Origin of the sequence: Blautia sp. Sow4_E7, assembly GCF_052116245.1 — a bacterium.
GTDB lineage: Bacteria > Bacillota > Clostridia > Lachnospirales > Lachnospiraceae > Blautia_A.
Genome location: NZ_JBQKLL010000003.1, coordinates 169,080 through 193,860, shown reverse-complemented (window position 1 = coordinate 193,860; position 24,781 = coordinate 169,080). Strand labels below are relative to the sequence as shown.

General features: G+C 44.6%; 12 protein-coding genes and 2 pseudogenes. 11 read left to right on the top strand and 3 right to left on the bottom strand.

Going from position 1 to position 24,781, the window contains the following annotated elements; all coding sequences use genetic code 11:
* Positions 1–59: 59 nt before the first annotated feature.
* Both ACTQ50_RS03605 and ACTQ50_RS03600 read right to left on the bottom strand, forming a co-directional pair.
* Entirely contained in the window at positions 60–347 is a 288-nt protein-coding gene (locus tag ACTQ50_RS03605) for a type II toxin-antitoxin system YafQ family toxin (protein WP_441482999.1), read from the bottom strand.
* On the bottom strand, positions 344–619 hold the full coding sequence (locus ACTQ50_RS03600; protein WP_441482998.1) for a type II toxin-antitoxin system RelB/DinJ family antitoxin: 276 nt from the start codon (positions 617–619) through the stop codon (positions 344–346). Before ACTQ50_RS03600 ends, ACTQ50_RS03605 begins: the two co-directional genes overlap by 4 nt.
* A 121-nt stretch (positions 620–740) precedes the next feature.
* Here ACTQ50_RS03600 and ACTQ50_RS03595 point away from each other — a divergent pair.
* Positions 741–860 (top strand): annotated as a pseudogene (locus ACTQ50_RS03595) (CHC2 zinc finger domain-containing protein); the annotation flags it as partial.
* Between the two features lie 89 nt (positions 861–949).
* Here ACTQ50_RS03595 and ACTQ50_RS03590 read toward each other — a convergent pair.
* Positions 950–3,115, bottom strand: coding sequence for a DNA methyltransferase (locus tag ACTQ50_RS03590; protein WP_441482997.1), 2,166 nt, complete (start codon positions 3,113–3,115; stop codon positions 950–952).
* Between the two features lie 244 nt (positions 3,116–3,359).
* Here ACTQ50_RS03590 and ACTQ50_RS03585 point away from each other — a divergent pair, with 244 nt between their 5' ends.
* From ACTQ50_RS03585 to ACTQ50_RS03540, 10 genes and pseudogenes are all read left to right on the top strand, one after another.
* On the top strand, positions 3,360–3,614 hold the full coding sequence (locus ACTQ50_RS03585) for a DUF4368 domain-containing protein (protein WP_441482996.1): 255 nt from the start codon (positions 3,360–3,362) through the stop codon (positions 3,612–3,614).
* Between the two features lies 1 nt (position 3,615).
* Positions 3,616–3,747 (top strand): hypothetical protein, encoded by a 132-nt coding sequence (locus tag ACTQ50_RS03580; protein ID WP_441482995.1) that lies wholly within the window; start codon positions 3,616–3,618, stop codon positions 3,745–3,747.
* Positions 3,748–3,763: 16 nt separating this feature from the next.
* Positions 3,764–5,026, top strand: coding sequence for a recombinase family protein (locus tag ACTQ50_RS03575; RefSeq protein ID WP_441482994.1), 1,263 nt, complete (start codon positions 3,764–3,766; stop codon positions 5,024–5,026).
* Positions 5,023–6,600: a recombinase family protein gene (locus tag ACTQ50_RS03570; RefSeq protein ID WP_441482993.1), complete on the top strand. Its 1,578-nt coding sequence runs from the start codon at positions 5,023–5,025 to the stop codon at positions 6,598–6,600. Before ACTQ50_RS03575 ends, ACTQ50_RS03570 begins: the two co-directional genes overlap by 4 nt.
* 104 nt (positions 6,601–6,704) lie before the next feature.
* Positions 6,705–6,941 (top strand): annotated as a pseudogene (locus ACTQ50_RS03565) (tyrosine-type recombinase/integrase); the annotation flags it as partial.
* Positions 6,942–7,047: 106 nt separating this feature from the next.
* Entirely contained in the window at positions 7,048–7,230 is a 183-nt protein-coding gene (locus ACTQ50_RS03560) for a hypothetical protein (protein WP_441482992.1), read from the top strand.
* A 132-nt stretch (positions 7,231–7,362) separates the two neighbouring features.
* On the top strand, positions 7,363–9,189 hold the full coding sequence (locus ACTQ50_RS03555) for a sensor histidine kinase (protein WP_441482991.1): 1,827 nt from the start codon (positions 7,363–7,365) through the stop codon (positions 9,187–9,189).
* Entirely contained in the window at positions 9,183–9,953 is a 771-nt protein-coding gene (locus ACTQ50_RS03550) for a response regulator (RefSeq protein WP_441482990.1), read from the top strand. The genes ACTQ50_RS03555 and ACTQ50_RS03550 overlap by 7 nt, the downstream gene beginning before the upstream one ends.
* 154 nt (positions 9,954–10,107) lie before the next feature.
* The gene (locus ACTQ50_RS03545) at positions 10,108–10,479 is read left to right on the top strand and encodes a response regulator (RefSeq protein ID WP_441482989.1); all 372 of its coding nucleotides are present in this window, start codon (positions 10,108–10,110) and stop codon (positions 10,477–10,479) included.
* A 198-nt stretch (positions 10,480–10,677) separates the two neighbouring features.
* Positions 10,678–24,708 carry a SpaA isopeptide-forming pilin-related protein gene (locus ACTQ50_RS03540; protein WP_441482988.1) on the top strand — a complete coding sequence of 4,677 codons (14,031 nt, stop codon included), beginning with the start codon at positions 10,678–10,680 and terminating at the stop codon, positions 24,706–24,708.
* Positions 24,709–24,781 lie beyond the last annotated feature (73 nt).

Below are 24,781 nucleotides of genomic sequence, written 5' to 3'. Positions count from 1 at the left end.
GCTTTTTCATTTCCTGCGGAAAGAAAAATGCACCCGGCATTTGTACCGAGTGCATTTTCTTACTTTCCAAATAAATCGCTGTGCGTTCCTGTTCGGGATAATGTCAAGACGAGCAAATCATTCTCAATCCGATAGACCAATAGCCAATCCGGCTGAATGTGGCACTCACGATGTCCGACCCAGTTTCCGGTTAAAGCGTGGTCTTTATTCTTTTCTGGAAGCTGTTCGCTGCTTGCCAGTTTGCGAATGATGTCGTCCAGAAGGTCAATATCAAGATGGCGTTTCATCGCCAGCTTGTAGTCCTTCTTAAATTGATTTGTCCAAACAATGTCTAAATGTTTACTCATTCTTTCAACGCCCTCAATGCTTCCTCTACATCAGAGTAGCGTTTTACAGACGGATCACGGGCAATGCGTTCTGCTTCCAGCATTGCTGCCATCGTTTCCTTGTTCGGCTGCTCCATGCGAACATCAAAAGGAAAACCGCCGACACGGAGCGATTGGCGAAGAAACACATTGATAGCGGTAGTAAGGTTGATACCTAATTCACCATACATTGCTTCGCACTGTTTCTTAATGTCGCTGTCCATACGGACACTGAAATTAGTTGTGGTAGCCATGAATGTCAACTCCTTTCCTTGCTATTGCACTTATATTATATGTGATTTGCATTGCACAGTCAATCTATTAGACAGAAAATTTACAAAAAAGTCAACAATTATTTTTGGGAGGAACAACCTATTGAATGTATTTGAAGCGGTCAAACAGAACTTGACCACCCGACAGGCGGCAGAGATGTACGGCATTCCGGTCAACCATCATGGCATGGCAGTCTGCCCGTTTCACAATGACAAGAATCCCAGAATTTGAAATTTAATACTTCCGTTATGCTGTGGATGATGCGCAATCCTGTGAAGAGCAGAACTGTGGAGTATGCGGATAATCGTATATCATTGTTTGCGGCGCAATATGGAAAATCTCTTACATTGGATCAATTCATATTCGCCGTGAATGTTTGTGGCAAGGACATCAACGCCTCTATCTCCAGAACGGCCAATGACTTCTGCATGTACAAATCCCCTCCGAACAAAGTAGTCTGCAATTAATCTTTCAAAGTCATATGGATCCATTGCGCACAAATGCTCTCGTCCATCAGCATTATGGTTGATATTGATTGTATTACTAGCGAAGAATTTACCTTGTTCAGGATCCTCTACAGCATAAACGCTTAGTAGTTCTGGAATTAGTCTGTTTGCAGTGTGTAATTGATTGATAATTTCTCGACTGCCATTTTCCATGAAGGAGGCAAGGTGAATCACGTACTCCTCGAAAGTAAAACCTTGTCCATCAGCAGTTAATTCCTCAATTACGACCGGAGCAAACTCACGGAGCCTGATTTCAGCATTCATTTCACGGTTCATCATAGTATAAGGAGATAAGCCGGTAAGTCGATACTGCGCTCCATTTCTTGTTGTAAATCGCTCCAACGTTCTTTTAATTTTATTTTCGTACATTGGATGAGCCAGTCGCATCAAACCACACCTACGCAATTGGGATAAAAACTCCTGATTAAACTGAGTGATGACAAACGGATTGCCTTGATCTGTCGCAGCTTTTGTAGCAGCTAAGAAAACGAGTTCGTCAATATCGGTTTCACCCTCGTACCATCGACGCTCACTTTCTCGTAGCTTCAGGAAAATGAAGCATACATCATTTTTGAATGTCCAAGCGGCAGAAGCCAATGCCCTCATTGAAGGATCAGAGATTCCTGCAGAAATGGTTAAGAGTGGCTCGAAACCATGGCGTCGCCCAAAATCTTTTAATTTGTTGAGATCGCTAACCCAATCTCGTTGCTGCGGTCTAAAATACAAAACCATAAATCCATGGTCATCAACAATCCGATTTGCTTCAACAAATAATCTCTCAATATCGGTGAGAAATTGCTCTTTGCTGTGTTTGTCCGCTCTTGATGGAGCATTGCTAATAACAACTTCGTTATGAAGCCTATCGTTATCTTCTCTTAGTGAATATCCCATAATTGGGTGTACTCTTTGGGCATGCTCAAAGTATTGGGCATTGTCTCCATATGGAGGATCTGTCAGCAGAAGATTAACTGTATTGGGTGGGATAGTATGCAAAAAGCTACGATAATCCATAGAACTAACTTCCAATAGATTTAAATCGAAATTCTGCGTAGCAATGTAGGTTTTGCGTTCTTCCAGCTTTTCCAAGAACCTATGGTATAGATTAGTTTCCTTTAAGCGATTTTCAGGACAATGATTGTCCTGACTTTTACTGCGGTAATCAGTGTATTTTCCGCAGTGAGTAATTGAAATAAGCGTATCCTCGAAGAATGTGCGAGTGGATTCCGGTAGCTCAGCAATAGCGTTCTTGAGAGTCATTAAAGCAATTTGTTGACGCTTGGAGAACAAATTTTGATATGCTGTATATTGCGGAGCAGTGAAATTTAGTCGAGAATTCTCAATTAATTCAACGTTGGGGAAATCACAGGGCATAGCTTCCACTTGAAGGCGCACAGCTTCATCAAAATCATCATAGTGTTTTTCTGTGCATCCACAATGACATCTATAACGGCGATTTCTAAAAATTACGTTTTCACCGTTTGCTCCAAGACGTTCATGCGGTGTTGGATGGTAATACTCAAGAGGGTCACGATCGAAGAATAAGCCGTCAAAAGATAGCTCTGTTCCGCAGTTCGGACATCTTGTTTTATAGATGGCATTCATAGTAGGTTCTACGCGCTGTGTAATAAAACGCAAAGAAGCACAGTACTCCTCTGAATCCGGGACGCCACGGAATGGAGCCGTAGACATTTTGTAGGCGTATGGTTCCCATTCATTAAAGAGCACATGACGGCCAGCATCAAGCGCAGCATATGCAAATGTACCAGAGCCCCCGAACGGGTCTACAACAACCGCATTTTCATCCGTGAGATTCTCGATCAGTGTTCTTGCAATTGTGCGACTCTTTCGGCCAATGAACGGGAATATCTGTTCGGACTGATCTCGAGGTTGCCTATTGAGAATTGTACTTTGTAAGCGAATCATTCGTTGTCGCAGATTTTCCTGTTCTGCGTAGTCTAATAACCAATACATTATTTACACCTCCATACACCATCCTGAAACACAAAGGAACCATTGATAACATCAATAAAAGTTTTGTACTTTGTAGATAGAATTTGTAGATATCCACGCTCAAAAGATTCTTTGAGCATACCACAGTCATACAAATCTTGAGAAGTTATCAAAAGAAGATTATGTAGAACTTCATGCAGCATATGGAAAAAGGCTTAGGAATGCAGAAGAGAGTATCCGGGCAATCCAGAAAGAAATGGATAACATGTTGGAAAAAGCAGATGCTTCTAACACATGGCTGGATTATTTTGTGAAATATCAGGATATTGAAGTGCTGACCAGGACGGTAATCGTGGAATTGATTCGGGAAATCAGAGTCCATGACAAAAAGAATATTGAGATCGTCTTTGACTTTGATGACTGTTATCAGGCATTGCTGACACAGCTTCCGGCTATGGGAGTGGAGGTTGCAACAGATCCGGATAACAATCTGCAGGTCAAGATAAAGGAGGTTGTATAAAATGGCACGAAAAAGCAGGAAAAATATTTCTGAAACGGTCAGCGGTGCAGCCGTTCAGGAAGAGATCAAAAGACCGTTCCGGGCAGGGTTATATGCAAGGATTTCTATGGAAACAGAGGAAACGATATTTTGATTCTTTTCGGGAGGGAGTGGATCTGACTGTTCCCTTAAAGAATATTATCAATGAGTTCTATTCCAAAGACCTTGCAAAAAAGAGCAGCAGTGCAAAAAAAGCATTGTGGAGAGAAGGGAAATTTACCGGTGCCTGGGAACCCTATGGATATAGGAAATCAGAACAGGACAGACACCAGCTGGTAGTTGACGAGGAAGCTGCCGGACATTTACGGGCAATTTTTTCTATGTATATGGATGGATGCAGTTACAGTGATATTGCAAAAAAACTCAACGCTGATGGCGTCTTGTCCCCAACTTTGCAGAGGGAATATTATAGATCCGGGGAAAAGCCATCCCCAGAGTCCAAACCGTGGAATAATTATGAAGTAAAACGTGTGCTTCAGGATGTTCATTGTACCGGGGATTCCGTATATGGAAAATATCAGCAGAGCGTTTTCCAGGGAAATAAGCAGAGAAACAGACCGGAGAGTGAGTGGATCTATGCAGAGAATACCCACGAAGGGATTATAGATAAAGAGCTGTTCCGCCAGGTACAGGAAAAAATCCGGGAATTTACGGAAGAATATAAAAAGAGGCATCAGCTGAATAATGGAGCCATCCGGAGCCAGAATTTTTATACCGGCAAGATCAGGTGTGGAGGATGTGGCAACCGCATGATCCTGTCCAGGGAAAAGTCCGGGACATTTTATTATATCTGCGGTGCCAATGCAAACCATAAATCAGGAGGAAACCAGTGCAAGGGGCACAGGGTCAAAAAAGAATACGTGGATGAAGATGTCCTTCGTCTGATCCAGTCACATATGAAAAACGTACTGGATACAGAAAAAATGATCCGGGAAATGAACTCCGCTTCCAGAAACCAGACGCAATATTTGCTTTTGGACAAGGAAGTAGGGAAACTTCGGCGGGAACTGAGCCGGATCAGTAAGCGTAAATCTGATTTATATGAGGATTATTCGGAACGCCTGATTACAGAAGAAGAGTACATGCAGTTTTCCCGTATCTATTCCAATGAAATAGAAAACATCAAGAGCCGTCTGGATGCAGTATTGACGGCGCAGGTACGGTATTCCCAAGATTATCATATCGAAGAAGGATGGGGGAAAGTGATACATACTTATATGTCTAAGCGGAAGCTGACAAAAGAAATGGTGGATGCCTTTGTGGATTCCATTATTATCCATGGTAAGTATGATTATGAAATCAAACTGGTATATGATGACCAGTTCGCTGAATTGCAAAAGATAATGAAAGAGAAGGAGGCACAGTCAAGATGACAGAAAATAGGAAAACAGCTGTCTATATCCGTTTATCTATGGAAGATGAGAATGTGGATGGCAGAACCAAACTGGAAAGTGACAGTGTGACTTCTCAGAGGATCCTGTTGAAATCGTTTGTGATCGATCAGCTTGGTGTGGATGAGTCGGATATCCTGGAATATGTGGATGACGGTGTTAGCGGCACCCATTTCAAACGCAATGGTTTTCAACAGTTGCAGGAGGATATGAAAAGCGGACAGATCGGCTGTGTAGTTGTGAAAGATTTCTCCAGGTTTGGCAGGGACTATCTGGAAGTGGGATTTTATATTGAGTATATTTTTCCGCTTCTTCAGATCAGATTTATTTCCATTAATGACAGTTATGACAGTGCAGCCAGCTCTGGAATGACCGGCGGTATGAATGTGGCTTTGAAAAATCTGGTTTATAACATGTATAGCCTGGATTTGTCGAAAAAAATCTCATCCGCAATGCAGATCAGAATGAAAAACGGTACAAGGCTTCCGGTAAATGCCAGATATGGTTATAGAAAGGGCAAAGATGGAAGGCTGGAAGTTGATCCAGATGCGGCTAAAGTGGTGAAGATGATCTTCCAGATGGCTGCAGAAGGTATGAGCTTTGCAGAGATCACAAGGGAACTGAACAAACAGGAAATTGCCACCTGTGATGAGCAGAAAATGTCAAGAGGAGAGCAGGTTCAGTTCCGACGATTTGATACCATCATGAAAAAACGCTGGAATCCAACCACAGTATCTGCAATCATCCGGGATGAGATTTATATTGGAACCCGGATATGGGGTAAAACACGCTGCAGTATGCACACCGGTCATAAGGCGGTTCTTAATGACGAGTCTGACTGGATCAGGCTGGAAAACCACCATGATCCGATTGTTGACAGGGAACTGTTTGAAAAAGCGAACAGACTGCATCCGAAAAAATCCAGAGGTGTTGCAGAAACAAGAACCAATTATACGCTGGCAAGACGCAAGAAACAGCCAGCACTGATGTTGTGTGCACACTGTGGTCATTGTCTGGTAAGAGAAACGGAGCATCTACTGAAATGCTCGGATGGGCGTACCAGCGGTGATCATGTCTGTCGAAGCCTGGTGGTCAGACGTGAGCCAATGGAAAAGCATATCCTGGAACTTGTTCATCAGTTTGCATCTTCCATGCTGGAAAACCGGAAGATTGTTGAATCAAGGAACCAGAGCAAAGGTATGAAGACAAATGTTGCAGAATTGTTGAAACAGAGCCGCCAGTTGTCTTCTGAAAAAATGAGACTTTATGATGGGTACAAAGATGGTTGTATTGATCGGGAACTGTACAAGCAGAAAGCAGAAAAGATAGGCAGACAGTTGGAAGAAATCAGACGAAAGATAGCAGAGTCTGAACGTGATGCAAAGATGCTTAAGCAGGACAATACTGCGAAGGAAATGAAACTGGAAGAATTTCTGAACATGGAGAAATTCGATACAGAGAAGTTACGGGAGATCATCAAGGTTATCCGGGTGCATAGCCAGGAGGAAATCGAAATTGAATGGAATTTTGATGATGTATTTTTAGGGCAGAGATAAAATGTTCTGGACAAGAGCGATTTTGTGGAAGATAATAAAAGTGCTGGGGTACCTGATTGGAATGGTCAGGTACTATCCGGCAAGAAAAAAGAAATATTTTTTTTGTCCCATACTTGACACGTCCACATGTCTGCAGGCACACCTATTGTTCCGATATGGCAAAATCGGGGATGAATCCAAAGATACTGCAGTACCTTATGGAACATAGCGATATTTCAGTAACGATGAATGTATACACACATATCAGCTGTCAGGATGCAGAGGAAGAACTGAATCGTATTGCCGGTGGTGAAGGGAGAACCTGTCCCCCAGTTTTCCCCTTGTTTGAAAAAAACAGTTAAGAATGGATTGACAAAGTGTAAAAAAAACGCTTGAATATAATTACCTTTTAGGGAAGAATAATTTGGAGAAGTTGAGAACATCGGGAATTTACTTCCAACAGGGTGCGTGAAAAGAAGTAATCTGCAGAAAAAGGGTGAAAGTGTATGGATTAAATGTGGTGAGAAAAAACGGATGAGGCGGCTTTTTATTCTGTTAGCAGCTGTCCTGACGGCAGCGGCAGCAGTAGGATTAATGGGATCCGTCCGTGGAAAATGGGAATTGCTGATGATACCGTTTACATTGGAGTAAAAGATGGAAAGCAGTATAAATTATACTGCATATCCGGTGAAGGCGAAATTGTATTTGAGAAACCTTTTGTAAGCTTGCAGTAAGGGGCCAGGGACAGGTTCCCCTGACACAGAATAAATCGGAGGGACAACTTTGAAGAGCAGGAAAACATACATCAATTATCTGGCATTGGCTGTTCTGCTGCTTTTGGCAGCAGTTTGTCTGCTGTCCGTATCGCTGAATAACAATCAGGCAGCGTTGTCGATGCCGATTCCTCTGACTTTCAGCGGGGAGTACAGCTATGACGGGGAGAATTGGCTTCCTCTGTCTGAAGAGGCAGAGCTTTCTGCACTTCGCGGCAGTGTAATCCTGCGGGGACATCTGGACGGCGAGATCCCGGAGGGAGCCTATTTATATTACTACCGCAACCATATTGGTGTCAGTATGTACATCAATGGGGAGCAATGTGCGTTGGATCCTGTCTCACAGTGCTTGTCCATGGGCATTGATTTGATGTCATCCATGTGTGGGAAGGAATGGACAAGTATCTATTCGCCCGGCATTCAACCGGAGGACGAGCTGGAGATCTTCCTGTATAATCCTCATGATCATGGAAACGCGGCCGCCTATCGGGATTTCCTGAATACACTCTGCTGCGGTCCGAATCCGGAAAAAACCGGGCTGCTGCAAAGAAATCTGGAGACCTATGGACAGCCTTTCCGGATTGCAGGAGAACTGTTTATCGTTATGGCTATGATTCTCCTGGGCACAGCGATGGCCTCCGTTTTTTTTCGTATTACTATTGGCGGCAGGCTGTTTATCATGGCGCTGATAATCCTGTTTGCCGGCGGATTTTTCATCTTTGATGCCATTGATGTATGCTTCTTGATCGACTTGCTGGTGCTGAATACTTATGCCCGGCAGCTTTGCATGATGCTGGCGGTTTCTTGCCTGGGATTTTATCTCTGTGATGTTCTGACCGGAAAAATGCAAAAAGCAGCAAGGGCGGCAGTTCTGCTTAGTGCACTTTTGAATGCTGTTCTGATCGTGTCGTCTTTTACCGGTGCAGCAGTTATTTATGATACCTATATTTACTGGGCTGTTTCTCAGTGGCTTTTGTGCCCTTTGCTGGCGGTCTGCTGTATTTTTCAGCTTTGCCGTACAGGAAAGAAAAACGCACTGGCGCTGGTTTCGGGGATTCTGATGTGCACAGCCATACTGCTGGACATTGCCGGTGTTGGTTCAAGTATCCTGTCCCACGGAAACTGTTCCAAAGGGATGTTTTGTATTCTCTTTGTGGTACATATCGCTGCAGCTGCCAAAGGCATTGCGGATGATTACAGAGCCTCTGTTCAGGTGCAGAAACTGGAAAAGGAACTGCAGGAAAGCCGGATCTCCATCATGCTCAGCCAGCTTCGGCCGCACTTCCTGTTTAATGTGCTGAACAGCATCTACTACCTGTGCGGGAAAGAACCGGAAACCGCGAGAAAAATGATTGATAAGTTCTCTTCCTATTTGCGAAACAATCTTGCTTCCCTGGATCAAAAGACAATGATTCCTTTCAGCAGGGAGTTTGACCATATTCAGACTTATCTGGAACTGGAAAAGCTTCGATTCGAAGAAGAGCTGACCATAGTTTACGACATTCAGGAAGACGGTTTTTCACTGCCTGCTATGACTGTTCAGCCTCTGGTGGAGAATGCGGTAAAGCATGGAATTACAAAAAAGCGGGGCGGCGGTGTTCTTGCCCTGGCCACACGGGAAGAGTCAGAAAACTATGTCATTACGATCACCGACACGGGGGTTGGTTTTGACCCTGAGCACTACATGGACGACGGGGAAGTTCACATTGGCATTGAGAATGTGCGCCAGCGGCTGGAACACATGGCAAATGGTACGCTGAAAATCACCAGTATTCCTGGAGAAGGAACTGCTGCCGTGATTATCATTCCGAAGAAGGAGGACATTCATGCATGGTGATTATAGCTGTAGATGATGAAAAATTAGCATTGGAAGCCCTGATGAATGCGATCCGGGAAGCAGCTCCTGAAGCGGAGCTGCACAGCTTCCGATGGAGTGAGGATGCGCTGATGTTTGCAGAGAAATCCCATATCGATGCGGCGTTTCTGGATGTGGAAATGACGGGTGCAAATGGAGTGCAGCTGGCTCAGAAGCTGATGCTGTACCAGCCGCAGATTAATATCATCTTTGCTACGGGCTACGGGAAGTACCGGGCTTCGGCTTTTGATCTCCATGCCAGCGGCTATCTGGTGAAACCGATCACCGCCGAAAGGGTGCAGGTAGAACTCGCCCACCTTCGTTACCCGGTTCGTCTGGCCAAACGTGTACAGGTATATACCTTTGGTAACTTTGAAGTTTATCTGGATGGCAGGCCCATAGAATTCAAGTACAGCAAAACAAAGGAACTGTTTGCCTATCTGGTGGACCGCAAAGGCGCGATGTGCACCGTTGGGGAAATGAGGTCTGTTCTTTTTGAGGAGGATCAGGGCCACGAGACTTATTTTAAGAGTTTGCGCAGGGATCTGCTGGACACACTGGAAGCGGCTGGCTGCCAGGAAATAATCTCCCAGCAGCGAGGAAGACTGGGCGTTGTGCCGGAGCAGATTGAATGCGATTATTTTGATTATTTAAATGATAAGGGAAAAGGGAAAGCAGCATACAGAGGTGAATATATGACCCAGTACAGCTGGGGAGAATATACCAATGGTCTGCTGGGAAGATAGTGGGGACAGGTTCCTTAGAGGGAACCTGTCCCCACTTGCCTTTGCCTACTTTCTGCCTACTTTAGAATTATATAATAGACTGCAAATTGATACTGATTCAAGGAAACGAAGATGATTCACAGGATAGTGAGGTTAGATATTGGGGGGATACCGCGTGGTGTTTGTAACTGTGGATGAGAGTCGTGTGAGGCTTGAAAACCTGACAAAACTGCTGGTTCGCACTTTCCCCGGCAGCGTAATCTATCAGTATACTGATCCGGGATTCGCCGTTATTCATATGGAGAATCGGAGGATCGATACGGTGTTTGTTCATATAAATGTTTTGCAAAAAAATGACTGGAAATTACTGGCACTGCTGCGAAGAAAAAAGTCAAATCTGCAGGTTTTCGTCCTTGCCGAGGGCGAACAGTTTCGGGAAACTGCCTTACAGCGCGGAGCCTGGGAATACCTGGTTCGTCCTGTTACCGGACAGAAGCTGCGTGAGACCATCTATAGTATGACAGAAGAGAGTGCAGGACTGTTTTGATGACGAATGAAAAGGGAAAGCAGAAAGGGGACTGATGTTTTGAAAAATATACGAATATTATTGCCAAAGGGGGGCGTTTTCAGGAGAATGTTCGCCCTTTTTCTTGCGTGTGTGATGCTTTTTTCTGCAACGCCTGTTCAGGCTTTTGCACAAGAGGATACCTCTTATCTTATAGAGGAGACGAATCCGCAAGAGGATGTGAATCTGATAGAGGATACGGGTCTGACAGAAACAGTGAATCTGGGTGAAGATATCAATCTCTCAGGGGATACAGGGCCTTCAGAAGGAACAGAGCTGTCAGAGAACACAAATACGACAGAGGACTCAGAACTGATAATAGAGGGGGAAGAGTCAGAAGCAAATCCCCTTGAAACAGAGGGGGAAGAGTCAGAAGCAAATCCCCTTGAAACAGAAGGGGAAGAGTCAGAAGCGAATCCAACAGAAACTGAAGGAGAAGAGGCGATAGAGGAAACGTTCCAGACGGAGATGGAAGATCCGATCGATGATACGGAGCTGCTAGAGGGGACGGAAACGACCGAGAATCTTCAGCCGGAGGAAACCCTGCCGAAGGACATTACCAATTGCATGGATCAGCTGACGTTGTCGATGAAGAAATGGTGGTATGAGGATCAGGAGAACACAGTTGACGTAACAGAAGAAAAGTATGTTGATTTTTCCGAATTCATACAGGATCCGGACGAACCTGTATGGGCAGGCGTAAGCCTGAAGTATGAAGCGGTTGGTTTTCAGGAAGGGGACTGGTTCACCGTTGTACTTCCGGAGCAGTTTGAAGATGTGCAGATTGAAGAAGGTTTTGTATTCCCGGAAGGAATGGAAGGATCTTTGAAAGAACTGGAGGAACCAGAACAGGGCACAGAACTGACGATGCGCTTTTCAACTGTGGAAGAAACGTTTGACGGTGAGCTTCCGCTGCAGTTTCGTTTGTCAGCACTGGAAGATGTTTCCATCCTGCTTCAGGAGGATGCAGATCGTCAGAATGAGTATGTGGTGATTCCGCCTTTTGCGGAAACGGAGCAGGAAGGAATGGTTGGAGTATTTTCACTGCGAAGCGGCAAAGCGGAAACGAATACATTTTCCATCAAAGGAGAAATTGTATTTGATGAGAACCTGGGCGGAACCGACTGGCGCAGTATCCTTCGTCCGCTGGAGTTTGACCAGAATATCAAACTCATCGCGACCTATCAGGATGCTTCCGAAGTCGATCATACGGTGGAATACTATGCCCAGGACAGCGCACCCCAGGACGCGTTCTATTTGATGATGACCCATGACGGTGAGGGTGGCGGCAGTTTTGAGATCATTAATGTCCCTAAGAAGGTGACGCTGGAGAATGGATTTAATGCTGAAGTAACAAAATACAACGTATCGGTGGACACTCAGTATCCCTATTACGAGAATGAAAACGGTGGATTTGATGTAACGGACATGGGGGCAACGCAGACAGTTTCTACGCTGCGGCTGAAGGTTAAATCCCAGAACCTGACGCTGGATCCTAACGTCGTAGGGGATCAGACACCAGCGACCTTCCCCATGGATGTGACATTTACCAAGTCCAGCGGAGCGGTAACAGAGCAATCCACATTATCCAAGACCGTGAATCCTACAAACATAGCTTCCACCACAATTCAGGTTCCTGTGGGTATTGATTTCAGCGTTGTTCAAAATCTGATTGAGGGGTACAAGCTGGATTTGCAATATACAGTTACTACCCAGACAGAAGGATCAGAACCTGTATCAAATATTCAGAACGGTAATGCCACTGGTACAATTGTGGAAGGTACCAATGTCACTGTCACAACAAAAAACTATATGCAGAACCTGACGTATCCTTTATCAGTTACCTGGGTGGATAATAATAATTCCGGAAGACCGGTTTTAGGGGAGAGCAGTTTCAAGCTGCAATATAAAACCGAAAGTGGAGAGTGGACAGATCTTACAGAGGCATCCAAGGAGACTCTCGGTATCGATAATCTTCCGACCTTTGACGCATCCAACGCGGCACTGGGGAAATATGTCTACCGTGGCCTGCCAAGTATAGATGCAGAGGGGAATTCCCTGTCCTATCAGGTCGTGCCATTCGACCTGCCGGGATATACCGTGTCCGCCGATGCGACGAATAGCAAGTTTACCTACCGACAGACCACCACCTTTAATGCCACCATCTCCTGGATGGATAGTGACAATGCAGATAATAAGCGCCCGGACGCCCTGCCGCTGAATCTGTACCGCCGTGCTGCAAACGGAAGTTATGAGTTAGTCAGTGAGGATGTTCCTGTAAACAAAAATAGTGATAATACATGGAGCGTATCGGTATCTGACCTTCCCCGATATAACGACTCCAATCAGGAATATGATTATGTATTGGTGCAGGGAACCATTGGCGAAAATAACACTGTTACCCAGACTACAATTGACTCCTACAAGACCTTCTATGACAACGGCACTGGAAATTATGGCAACGACATCGCTTTGTGCCACAACGGTGGAACCATATCCCAGCGTATTTCGGGTGTGGTGGATTTTAGTGCTACAAAGAAATGGAAGGATAATGTGAGCACAACAGAAGAGCGACCGGAGACCACTGTGACATTGTGGCGTTATTCGGTTCCGAAAGATGGTGACCACAGCATTGACACAATGTATAATTCTGGACTGGCTGCCCAGGTCATTTACCGAAAGACGACCACAGATGCATCTGGAAATCCGACTTATCAGGACGTTCTTTTGTCCTATCAGCTGAACAAGCAGGATGGAGAACGCATTACTTTTGACCAAAATACGGTTCACGATCTGCCAGATGGTTTTAAACTGCCTGCCTATGATGAACAGGGAAGGAAGTATGTCTATTTCGTCCGCGAGACTGTGGATTCCGAATACTATGAGACATCCTACACCTCAAATGTTGGGGTTACATTTGCCCAGGGAGCCCCTAATGGCGGAACGATAACCAATACCCGTCGGGAGAAGTCAGCGGTCAACATCACCAAGGTCTGGCAGTGCCCCTCCAACCTTCCAGATATTGAGGGTGTTTCTGTTCAGATGAAGATTCTGGCTCCAGATCAGGATGATAACTATGAGGAACTTACGGTATATTCCGCAAAGTTGAACTCTTTTGATAAATTAACTGGTGATGAGAAGACAGAAGCACAGACATTGTCCGGCTTTGCAGAGAGCATTGCCACTCTGGATCTGCAGTTCTATGTCAATATTTATGATGAAAATGGCCTTCCTTATGACATGACAAAGGCGGTCATTCAGGAAATAAAAGTGCTGGATAAAAATAAGAATGAAATTGATGTGTCCTATTCGGGTGAAGCAAATTTAGGAACAGGGATGTTTACACTAGAGGGAAACCAGTATACGGCGGCCTCTACATATATTAATCAGACAGTGCTTGCCGATGGTATGAAGCAGTTCCAGTATAAGGAGACTAACACAATCTCCGGTGAACGGAATTATACTCTTATCAAGAAGTGGCAAGGTTTTGAAGCTTCAGAACTTGATAATTATGCCTCTGTGTCTTTCAGTTTGAAACGCCGCAGCAGCAAAGATGGGGCAAGTTATGAACAGGTGAATACTCCGGCTGGAGAAACCACATGGCTGGTTACTAAAGAGGCAGGATGGCAAAGTGTACTGAATAATTTGCCTAAGTATGATAATCAGGGTTATGAATATTTATACAGTGCTGAGGAGGTTGCTGTTAAAGATACGAATGGCAATACAGTGACACAAAACTGGTCTTCTTACCATTACCGTACAGAGGATTCAACCACGGTGACGAATTATAGAGGCACCGGTGGCAGCGGAGCTTTCTACATCACCAAGGAATGGATGGATAACGGGGATACAGAAGCCCGGAAGGCAGTAACTGTCAGGATATATCGAAAGTCGGATGTTCTTAATGCATTGCAAGAAAAGCAGGACGAGGAAGTTGTAGATCTGAATTCTCTTAATATTGGGTATGCGTCGTGCCAGCTTTCTTCTGAGAATAACTGGTTTTGTGAGATTGCCCTTTCAGCTGTTGAAAATGAGATTACTCAGAAGGGAGGCAGCTCAGTTCAGTCCACTCCTGGTGTAGGAGATTATCTGATTTTGGAATATCAGGTAGGTGGTGAATCCGATGGTGCACACCCTGCCAGCTATACCGTTTCCCAACTGAAGAGTGCTATCGAATCTGAGAGTGTGTATACGTATAACATCTCTGGTACGGTTTCCAATTCTCAGCGTCAGTACGAGACGTTGGTAAATAGAGCAGCAAATGGTATGCTGGTGACCATCACCAACATTCGTATTGGCCAGGCATCTCTTGAGGTTACAAAAAACTGGTTTGACGAAAACAATGTCGGAGGTATTCGACCGAATTCCCTTCAGTTCCAGGTCTACCAGGACGGTCAGGTCTATATGCCAGGAGTGAACAGCGGCATTGGCCAGATATCTGGTGATGGTGCAACATGGGATCCGGCCACCGGAATCATCACCGTGTCTCGTATAGCCAATGCCAATACGGAGTCCAATTGGTCCTTACGGCTGGAAAATTTGCCGCTGTTCTCAGAAACCGGTGTTCCCCACACTTATAATGTGGAGGAAATAGAAGATACCCAGCAGGGAACAGGCGGTAAGAATCAGAATGGTGGCTCTTCCTACTATCTTTCGGAGAAAGGCGATATAACGGTAACGTCGCATGATAGTATTCCGGATCGTGTGACCTATGGATTCTCTTTCGATAATACCCTTACCGGCACCATGGTACATTCTGTTCACAAAACCTGGAATGATATCGACAGCGGCGGCTTTGACCGTCCCGACTTGTATCTGACCCTTTATCGATACTTAAGGAGTGATGAACAAAACAATCCAACCACATCTGTAGAAGCACTTGATTCGTATGAGAAGTATTCCGACTGCGAAGATCCGATCTGGACCGTGGATAATGCCTACCACTGGAGGGCTGAGGTAACCGGACTGCCCCGGTATGACGATCAGGGACGGGAGTATGTCTACCGCTTCCAGGAGGCTTTGAATAATAACGGTGTGACCGTTTACGGAACTTATGTGCAAACAGCGGAATACCTTGTGAAAGAGTGTGATACTTGTAAAGGCCTGGGAATTTCCTATGCAGCGCCTTATGACAAGTTCACAAACACTCTGACTGATAATATGACTGTCAGTGGCGTTAAGACCTGGAAGGGATTTGAAGGGTATGAGATTGAACAAAAGGATTATCCAACAGTTACTATTGAACTGTATCGTTCGCTGAATCCTAATATCAATCCTTTGAATAAGAAAGATACTGATGAAGAATTTAAGCAGTGGATATCTGATAGTACCATCGAGAAAGTTACTGAGGTTGTATTGAGGTATGATGCAGAAAATAACTCTTACCCGACAACATATTCTTTTGGTACGGAAAGTAATCCTCTTCCCAAATTTAACGGAGAGGGGCGGCGGTGGTATTACTCGATCAGGGAAGTTTTTCCAGATACGATTACGAACAGTTTGTATACCGAGAACTTTGACAATGGAACATTGACCAATGTTTTTCTCAAAAACGGGAACCGGCGAACCATTCAGGTGATGAAAACCTGGAATAGGGGGAAACTGCTGGAAAATGAAAAAGATAAATATCCTTCCGTTACGTATTATCTGTATAGGTATGAAGAGGGCGTGAGTCCTGAAAATGCTGCACTGCTGAAAAGTATTCAGGTTTCTGCTAATGATGTTGCTGCAAATGCTAATTGGGCTGCAACGGGAGAGGGGCAGGAGAAACCGCCGTTGTGTGAGTTTAAGGATCTGCTGATTTATTCTCCTTTTGGCAAACCGTATTATTATTATGTCACCGAAAAAGCAATCAGTGGCTATTCCATCAGTTATTCGGATGAAGCCGGAATTGGGGAAGGTTATTCGGGTAATAGACGAAGTGACGTTATCAGTATTCCCGAAAACCCATTTACACAAGAGAGTGATCATACTGTAAAGGTTGGTACCACCAACACTTATGATAATCCTGGCTTATTGAATATTTCCGGGAAGAAGTACTGGAACGACTATGGAAACAGTGATCTCATTTACGGCAAACGTCCCGACTCCATTGAGGTGACTCTTAAGCGTTATACTCAGAATGAGAGCGGTCAGGCCAACATGGTTTCGGAAGAGACGATTGAACTTTTATCTGTGGAGACACAAGGAAAGCCATATATTCTATGGGAGAAATCTGTTAATGGTGATAATAATTATTGGCAATATACCATCCACAATCTGGAACGCTACGCCCCTAATGGCATGCCGTATATTTACAGCGTAACGGAAACACCGGTGGATGGCTACAAACAATTCAATGGGGCGGTCTCTGGATCCGTAGGAACGACCGGAGACCTCTCGTTGGCCGTGCTGACCAACAGCCTTGGTACGACCTACTATGTCCGTAAAAACTGGATGGACGGCAACAACAAGTACGGTCTTCGCCCCACTAGCATTACGGTTGTGCTGCAGCGATCCAATGACGGTGGCAATACTTGGCGGAATATTCCATGGGAAAGCAGCTTCGGCACCTATGACGAGACAGCAAAGAAGTGGACCGGCCTGCCTAGCGTGACTACGGATGAAAGCGGAAAGAAAATCGTGTCTATCAAGCTTACCGCGGATTATGTCATGAACAACACCAAGGGTAACTCTTGGCAATACACCTTCACCAATCTGCCGGAGAAGGATAAAGACGGAAAAAACTGGACATACCGTTGTATTGAGACCAAGATTGATAACGCAGCTGTTGAAGAAAAGAATAATATATTTAAAGCTGGTGCTTATACCTGTACTTATCCTATACAGGATGACGCTAAAACTGTTATCCAGAATAAGCTGGAGTCCACCTCTTTGCATGTGACGAAGAATTGGGAAGGGGATCAGAACGACCTGTATCATTCCCGACCGGATAGTATTACCTTTGTCCTTCAGATGAGGGGGATTGTGCAAACTGATACCCCTTCTGTAAGTCCGGAATCTGGAGGAACATCAGGAGAATCTGGCGGAACATCAGGGGAATCTGGCGGAACATCAGGGGAACCCGGCGGTTCCGAAGGAAATTTTGACCTTTCCGATTGGCAGAATGTAAAAGTAAATGGCCAGGATTATACCTTTACCATCTCGAAGGCTGAAAACTGGAGAAAAACTTTGCAGGATCTTCCCGTGGCAATCGTAGGAGAGGACGGCAGAACCTACTATACTTTGTATTTCCGTGCTGTAGAGAAACATGTGGATGATACAGTGGATGCAAATGGGAATACGATCCTCGGAAATAAAGTGTCGGGTGCACAGAACTATGAGGATAAGACTAATTATAATCTAGAATCCTCTGATCACTCCTATAATAGTACACTTAGTCGTAACGAGAGCAAAATCACGAACCAATTGATTCTGGATGAACCGGCAAAGAATATTTCAATTACCAAGAATTGGAAACGTCAGTCAGGTGAGTCAGTAACTGCAACCTTTGAGCTTCTCTATAAGACCGTAGAGGAAGGAGAAAATAGCTGGCACTGTTTTGGCAATCAGTCAATCAGTGGCACCTGGACGGGGCACACTGCAGCCAAAGGCTGTGTCCTTCAGACAGATACCTCAACAGGTACGTGTACTAATACCCTGACATGGTCGGATCTTCCGAAGTACGACAGGGAAGGGAAAAAACTTGTCTACAAGGTCGTGGAGCATCCGATAGCGGGGTACAAAATAGAATACGATGAAAAGGCCTACACTTACACCTTTACCAATATCGAGCTTCAAAACTACACGGTGAAAAAGAAATGGCAGAATACCGACTATGCTGAAAAAGAGGGCTCTGGGTTTACTGCCACTTTCCAGCTTCAGCAGAAGATTGCGGATGGTGAATGGAATGATGTAGAAGGTAAAACCTGCACCCTTATTTCGATCACTGCGAATGATAAGAACCAATCGTATACCTGGGCAGCTCTGCCGAAGTACACCACGGATGGAACGATAATCACTTACCGTGCGGTGGAGACTAAGATTAATGGGGTAGGTGTGGATGCCAATAATACCAACGGATCCTATATTGTTAGCTATCAGTATAATAATGGAACTGTACTTCAGTATGATCCGGCTTTTGCGGGCACCGAAACGGTTGCCACGAATCGTATGGTGTATGGCTTCGTTAACTTAAGCAAAGCCGCCGCCTATCTGGCTCCCGGAGTAACTCCGGATGGAAGCAAAAAACTAAAGAATGTTGTATTTGACATCTATTCCGGCACTGGTACTTCTAAGACGCTTTATGCTTCGGGCATTCAGACAGACGAGAACGGCAACTTGATCCGCAATGACGACGGAACCTATGGCACGAAGCATAAGTACCTGATATCTGGTACCTATACGTTGATGGAACGCAGCACAAATCCTGGATATAGTGTCTGGAAGGATGGTGTAACTTTTACTGTCGGTGTAAATGGACCAGAGGATTCGACAAATAAAGATACAGGAGAACACGGCACGGCCTGGATCAGTACGAGTGGAAGCGAAAATTCCGTTTTGTCTCTGAGCACGGAGTATAAGTCAAGTGGACAATCATATCATACCTTTGGTAATACTGAGAATTGTACGCCGAAAACAAACAGCGGTGATGCTTACAATCTTGAAACTCGAGGTGTAATTGAGTTTACAAAGACCGGCCCAAATGGTGAGGCACTTGATATCCATGCAGGTGCATCTGGAGAATCTAAGGCTTACTTTGGTGTGTACACAGATGCTACGTGTAACAAACAGATTGCCGGCATGATGTCAGATAGTACAGGAACGAAGATGGTTCTGACCACGCTTGACAAGGATGGAACGGATAAGGAAACAAAATTCTGTGGCATAATGAATACGGCAGGCATTCCTTATCTCCGCAAGAGTACAGACAATCTGTTAACGTTGCTTTCAGGTACCTATTATTTGAAAGAACTAGTGGCTCCTCCGGGATATAAGCTGGATGGCACAGTTCGAAAGGCGATTGTTCCTGAAATTCAACAAAACAATGGAAGCAACACCTATGCAAACAACAAAGCCGGCATCATGTTAATAGGGGAGTCAAGCGGAAGTACCGAATATCAATGGGCAAATACTGAGAATCAGGTAACTCTTTATAAGAGAGACCAGTACGGCAGACATGTTGACCTGGGAGAGAATGGATATCTGGAACTTAAAGTAGAAGGTGAAGGCAACAAATTCTTGACCGGAGAGAATACGATCCGGCTGTATCAGAATGCGGCGAAACCTGCAACAATGGCAGACGGTTCTGCTTTTGCCGCAGGCAGTGCACCAAAGATTTCCTATGATTCTGCAACTGGTTCATGGACAATCAAAGGTCTGTTTGATATCGGTAAGACCTATACCCTTAGCGAGCCGGTTACCAGTGTTCCGGTGAATAACATTCATGCCAAGGATTTCTCCTTTACCATAGGTGCGGACGGAAAGATTACCGTCACCTCTACTGACGCAGTAAACAAAGAAAACCCACTGGAAGTTGCTGGAGACGATTACGAGAACTACTATAAATCTGATTCTGGCAATAATGTAGTGGTTCTGCGCGATGTTGTACGGTATCTGACAGATGTTGCATTGAAGAAGGTCAACAAAGTGACCAATGTCTCTATACCGAACATTTCCTTCGAATTGTATAAAATGATTGGCACTGATGAAGAAGGAAATGAGATGTATACATCGGTTTTGGAAAATGATAAATTCCTGACCACCGATAGTAATGGAGTGATTAAACTTTCTGATACAAGCGGATATATGAACTTGATTACATCCTGCGATCTGAAATATGGTCTGGATGTCGGCATGTACTACTTCCAGGAGATTGAGCGAGGTGCATCTGACATCTACCGGCTGATGGATAAGATCTATTTTGAGATTAAACCAAAAGATCCTGGTACAAATCCGGGCAGTTATGAGGATTATGCAACGGTTGAGTTTCAGGATACTGGGGATGGATCTGTTTCACAGACATCAGGGGAACATTCGGCTACCGTTAAGAATACACCTGTCACTGAAAATACCAAGACCCTTCAGTTGACAAAAGTTGATAGTATAAACAGTGCTGAGAAATTATCTGGTGCACAGTTCACTTTGACTTACACCTCCATCACCAATGGGCAGAATGGTGCTCAAACACAGCAAACCTATAACTGTAAAACAGACACTGACGGTGTTCTGTATCTTTGCAATGATACAGGGACTTTTGATAATCCGAAAGTTCAGCCTGATATCTCCAGGAAGGGCACCTATGTTCTGGTGGAAACCCAAGCTCCGGATTATTATATGACTCGGACTCCTGAAATCAAGGTTACGTTCAAGGTGAATTCTCAGAATGAAATCAAAGATGTGGTGTGTTCCGATCCGCTGATCAGTGCAATGGTTGTTACGGAAACGGGGGAACACAAGGCTTTGGAATTGACCGTTAAAAATGAGAAGACGGTAGTCTCCATTGCCAAGAGGAATGATATTGAGAACAATACCAAAACCAGTAATCAGAAGAGTCTGAACGGAGAACCACTTTCTGGTGCTACACTGGAAATCTACGAGGGCATGTATAACAAGGATGCATCCCCTGCTCAAATTCCTGTAAAATCCTGGACATCTGATGCTGCAGGAAACTGGAACGTGGATCCTGGTACACTGAAGGAAAATACCATCTATACCCTCCACGAAAGCCAGGCACCGGTAGGCTATCTGCCAGCGAAAGACATCTACTTCAAGCTGTTTGGTACTACCACGAAAGATAGTAAAGTTGTTTCTAAGCTTTATGTCTGGACGGGAAGCGAAACACCAACTTTGAATGGAAGTAATTGGTCGGAGAGTAGTTCCATCAAGGATACCATGCTGACCATGGTTGATGAAGCAATTATCGCCCCGGTAGATTTGCAGAAGGTTGTAGGCGAAGGTGAAACATACAAAGCACTGCCTGGTGCAGAATTTGAAGTGAAGTCTCTGGATGGTGATATAGTCCTTGGAACTGCTGTTTCCGATAGTAATGGTCATCTGGTATGGAAAACAGTCACAAATCCAAATCAACTGGTTTTCAATTCCAGTCGAAAACGCATTACAGACTCGGAAGAGGATAAATCTTCTGTTATTGAAAAGACCATCATCCTGCGTCAGAATTCTGATGGATATCTGTTCACGGAAACCGATGCCCCGGATCATGCCTATAACAAGGGCGAAAGCTTCACGGTGAAGATTACGGACCAAAACTATATGGATTACCGGGATGGCGGTTATCGGACGGATGTCTATGTGGACATTCTGGCTGCGAGTAGTGCGAATGGTAATACCGTTTCAGAACTTACGGCCAGAGAAAACACGCCTGCAAGTACTGATTTGGTAAATCCACCGTATAAATCCACGGTGACGCTTCACAAATACGATGCCGATGAAGAAGCAAATAACGTTTCTATTCCTGGTACGGAGTTCACGTTGTATCATGCATCAGAAAGCGGTGGTACATGGACGAAAGGAGATGTGGTCACGGACGCATTTGTAGCAGGAGAAAGCACTCCTAATTTATCAGGTGTCTTTACGACAGATGCATATGGAAATCTCTCTATTGAGATACATAACAAGGGGTATTACATTCTGGAAGAAACAAAAGCAGCCACAGGATACGAATTGTCCAATGAATTGTCCAATGTATCGTTCCAGTTTCAGTTGATTGATGATACGACCCAACCCTATGGCTATAACACCATCACGCAGCTCGAGAAGACGAATAACGGTGTGCCTAACGAGAGAAAGAAAGGTACTGTGACCCTCATGAAAAAGGACAGTGGTACCCAAGAAGCCTTAAACGGAGTGGTCTTTACCTTAACCCGAACGGATTCCCCAACAGGCATTTCAGATTATCTGTTGAAAACACCGTTAGAGGTAACTACGGGTATAGTCTATGAGCCAGTGAAAGATAGCGGTACATGGACGTGGAAGGAATCTGCTGGAACGTCCGGTGAGATCAAAGTAACCGGATTGAACTGGGGCGACTACAAGTTAAAAGAAAAAACTGAGAAAAGTGGTTATATCCGATCTGATACGGAATACAGCTTCAAAGTAAAGGCAGATGAACGGACATTCAGCTATGATGTATCCAACAAGAAGAATCAGGTCACTTTCTATAAGACTGATGACGCGGTATCTAAAGGGTTGGCAGGTGCTGTGTTTGAGGTTCATGAAGGTGACACATGCAGTGGATCCTGTACAGCGATTTCTTTCTATTCTTCAGTTTCAGAGACAACTATTGTTAATTCAGTGGTATCCGGCGACGATGGCAGGGTTACCATTTATGGCTTGCCTACGGATACGGCCAATGAAAATTCTAAGACGTATCATTTAGTGGAGACGACGGCACCTAAAGGCTATAAGCTTGCCCCTCCAGTATCTTTCACTATTGATCGCTCCGGTAAAGTTCAGGTAAATGCATCGGATGTGAGTGAAGTGCAGATGAAGGATGAACCGATCAAACTCTATATTAAGAAGATAGGTGAAGATTCATCAGTCACGCTGGCTGGTGCACAGTTCCAGTTGACAGATATCTGTACGGGCAGCTGTGATCACAAGTTGGCCAATGGAGGGGACTCAGAGACAGTTACCACAGAAGCGGGTGGTAATGTTATGATCCCGATTGAGCGCGTGATTGCCGGTCACACCTATCAGTTGGAGGAAACTAAGGCTCCAGATGGGTACGAATGTACGGCAGTGGTAACCTTCAAAGTGAAAGAAGATGGAACAGCTGAACTATTGTCAACCTCTGGTGGTCATACTGCTGCAGAATTGGATTCTAATAAAACAACTTTCACAATCAGTAACGAAAAGATTCAAGTTTCTTTGACTAAGGTAGATTACGAAGACCCAACGAAGAAATTGGGAGGCGTTACCTTTACTCTGAAACCAGCGGAGGGCTCTGGTTTTGTGGAAGGTTATACTGAATCAATCGAAAGTGACGGCACTGTGAAATTGACAACGGATGCAAATGGAACAGTTAGAATTCCTTTAGAATTGATGAAGCATGACAATTCTTACATTCTGACTGAGACCGGCCTGGGAAGTAATAGCAGTTATCGGTTGGCTGAACATGAAGCTGACAGGCAGATTACTTTCAAGGTGGAAAAAGGTGGAACCATTACCATTACAAACCCAAATGATATGTTCCAGCTTGATCAGGATGAAAATGGTGTTATCAATGCTGCCGCTCTGATAGTATCCAATCAGAAGATTACATTGACGGTTGACAAGCAGAATCAGGCAACAGGACAAAAACTGAAAGATGTAACGCTAAAACTGAGTAAGCAAGACACCAATGGAAATTGGAATCCGGTCTCACTTAGTGGTATTACGGATGCAGATGGACAATGGACCACGGATGACACTGGGGCAGTGACCTTTAAGGGAGATAACTTTACTCCTGGTACTTATAAGTTGGAAGAAGTTTCAACCCCGGAAGGCTATAATCTCATTGCGGGACCACTGACCTTTATCATTGACCAGTCCGGAAAGGTGACAGAGGCAGCAGTAGGAAATGACTCGTTGGCTGGTTTGGCAGGAAACTCTTGGAACGCTAAGAATTTCACTATTACAAATCCTGCAGACGGAAAGCCGGGTGAGATTACTCTGAATGTTTCCAATGCAGCTTATACTGATCTGAAAATTATTAAGGAAGGATCGGACGGAGTACTTCTTAATGACGTAGAATTCCGATTAGACTATTGGGATGGTACGCAGTGGCAGTATGTAAATCTGGACAACAATGGAAAAGCAGTTGTAACAAACCATGTTTTAACATCGGGTGGAATAGAAAATGCAAAACGAACAACGGATACGAATGGCATTGTCATTTTCTCCGGCTTGCCTAATGGAAAATACCGACTGACCGAGCTTAAAACATCCCAGGGCTACAATCTGCTCAGTGCACCATTGGAAATTGAGATTGACCGTAACGGCGAGATTTACAAGGTTTCCTATAATGGCGGTACGGAACTGAATCTGACAAGAGAATCAGGAACGAACACCATATCCTTGACCGTCATCAACCAGAAAGGCTTTGTCCTCCCGGCTACCGGTACAACAACTCCACAGCTTCCAAAAGCAGTACTTGGATGGATTGCTTTGATGGAAGGTCTGGTGCTGTATCAATATCAATTACGTGGCAAACGCCGCAAAAGGAAGGGGTGATACTATGAATAGTCAGATACAATTACAACACATCCTTCTGTGGCTTAGCTACAGTGGCCTGCCCCGAATACGG

Coding starts and splice junctions, on each gene's coding strand:
- ACTQ50_RS03605 (WP_441482999.1), bottom strand. CDS start 347: ATGAGTAAACATTTAGACATTGTTTGGACAAATCAATTTAAGAAGGAC.
- ACTQ50_RS03600 (WP_441482998.1), bottom strand. CDS start 619: ATGGCTACCACAACTAATTTCAGTGTCCGTATGGACAGCGACATTAAG.
- ACTQ50_RS03590 (WP_441482997.1), bottom strand. CDS start 3,115: ATGTATTGGTTATTAGACTACGCAGAACAGGAAAATCTGCGACAACGA.
- ACTQ50_RS03585 (WP_441482996.1), top strand. CDS start 3,360: ATGTTGGAAAAAGCAGATGCTTCTAACACATGGCTGGATTATTTTGTG.
- ACTQ50_RS03580 (WP_441482995.1), top strand. CDS start 3,616: ATGGCACGAAAAAGCAGGAAAAATATTTCTGAAACGGTCAGCGGTGCA.
- ACTQ50_RS03570 (WP_441482993.1), top strand. CDS start 5,023: ATGACAGAAAATAGGAAAACAGCTGTCTATATCCGTTTATCTATGGAA.
- ACTQ50_RS03550 (WP_441482990.1), top strand. CDS start 9,183: ATGGTGATTATAGCTGTAGATGATGAAAAATTAGCATTGGAAGCCCTG.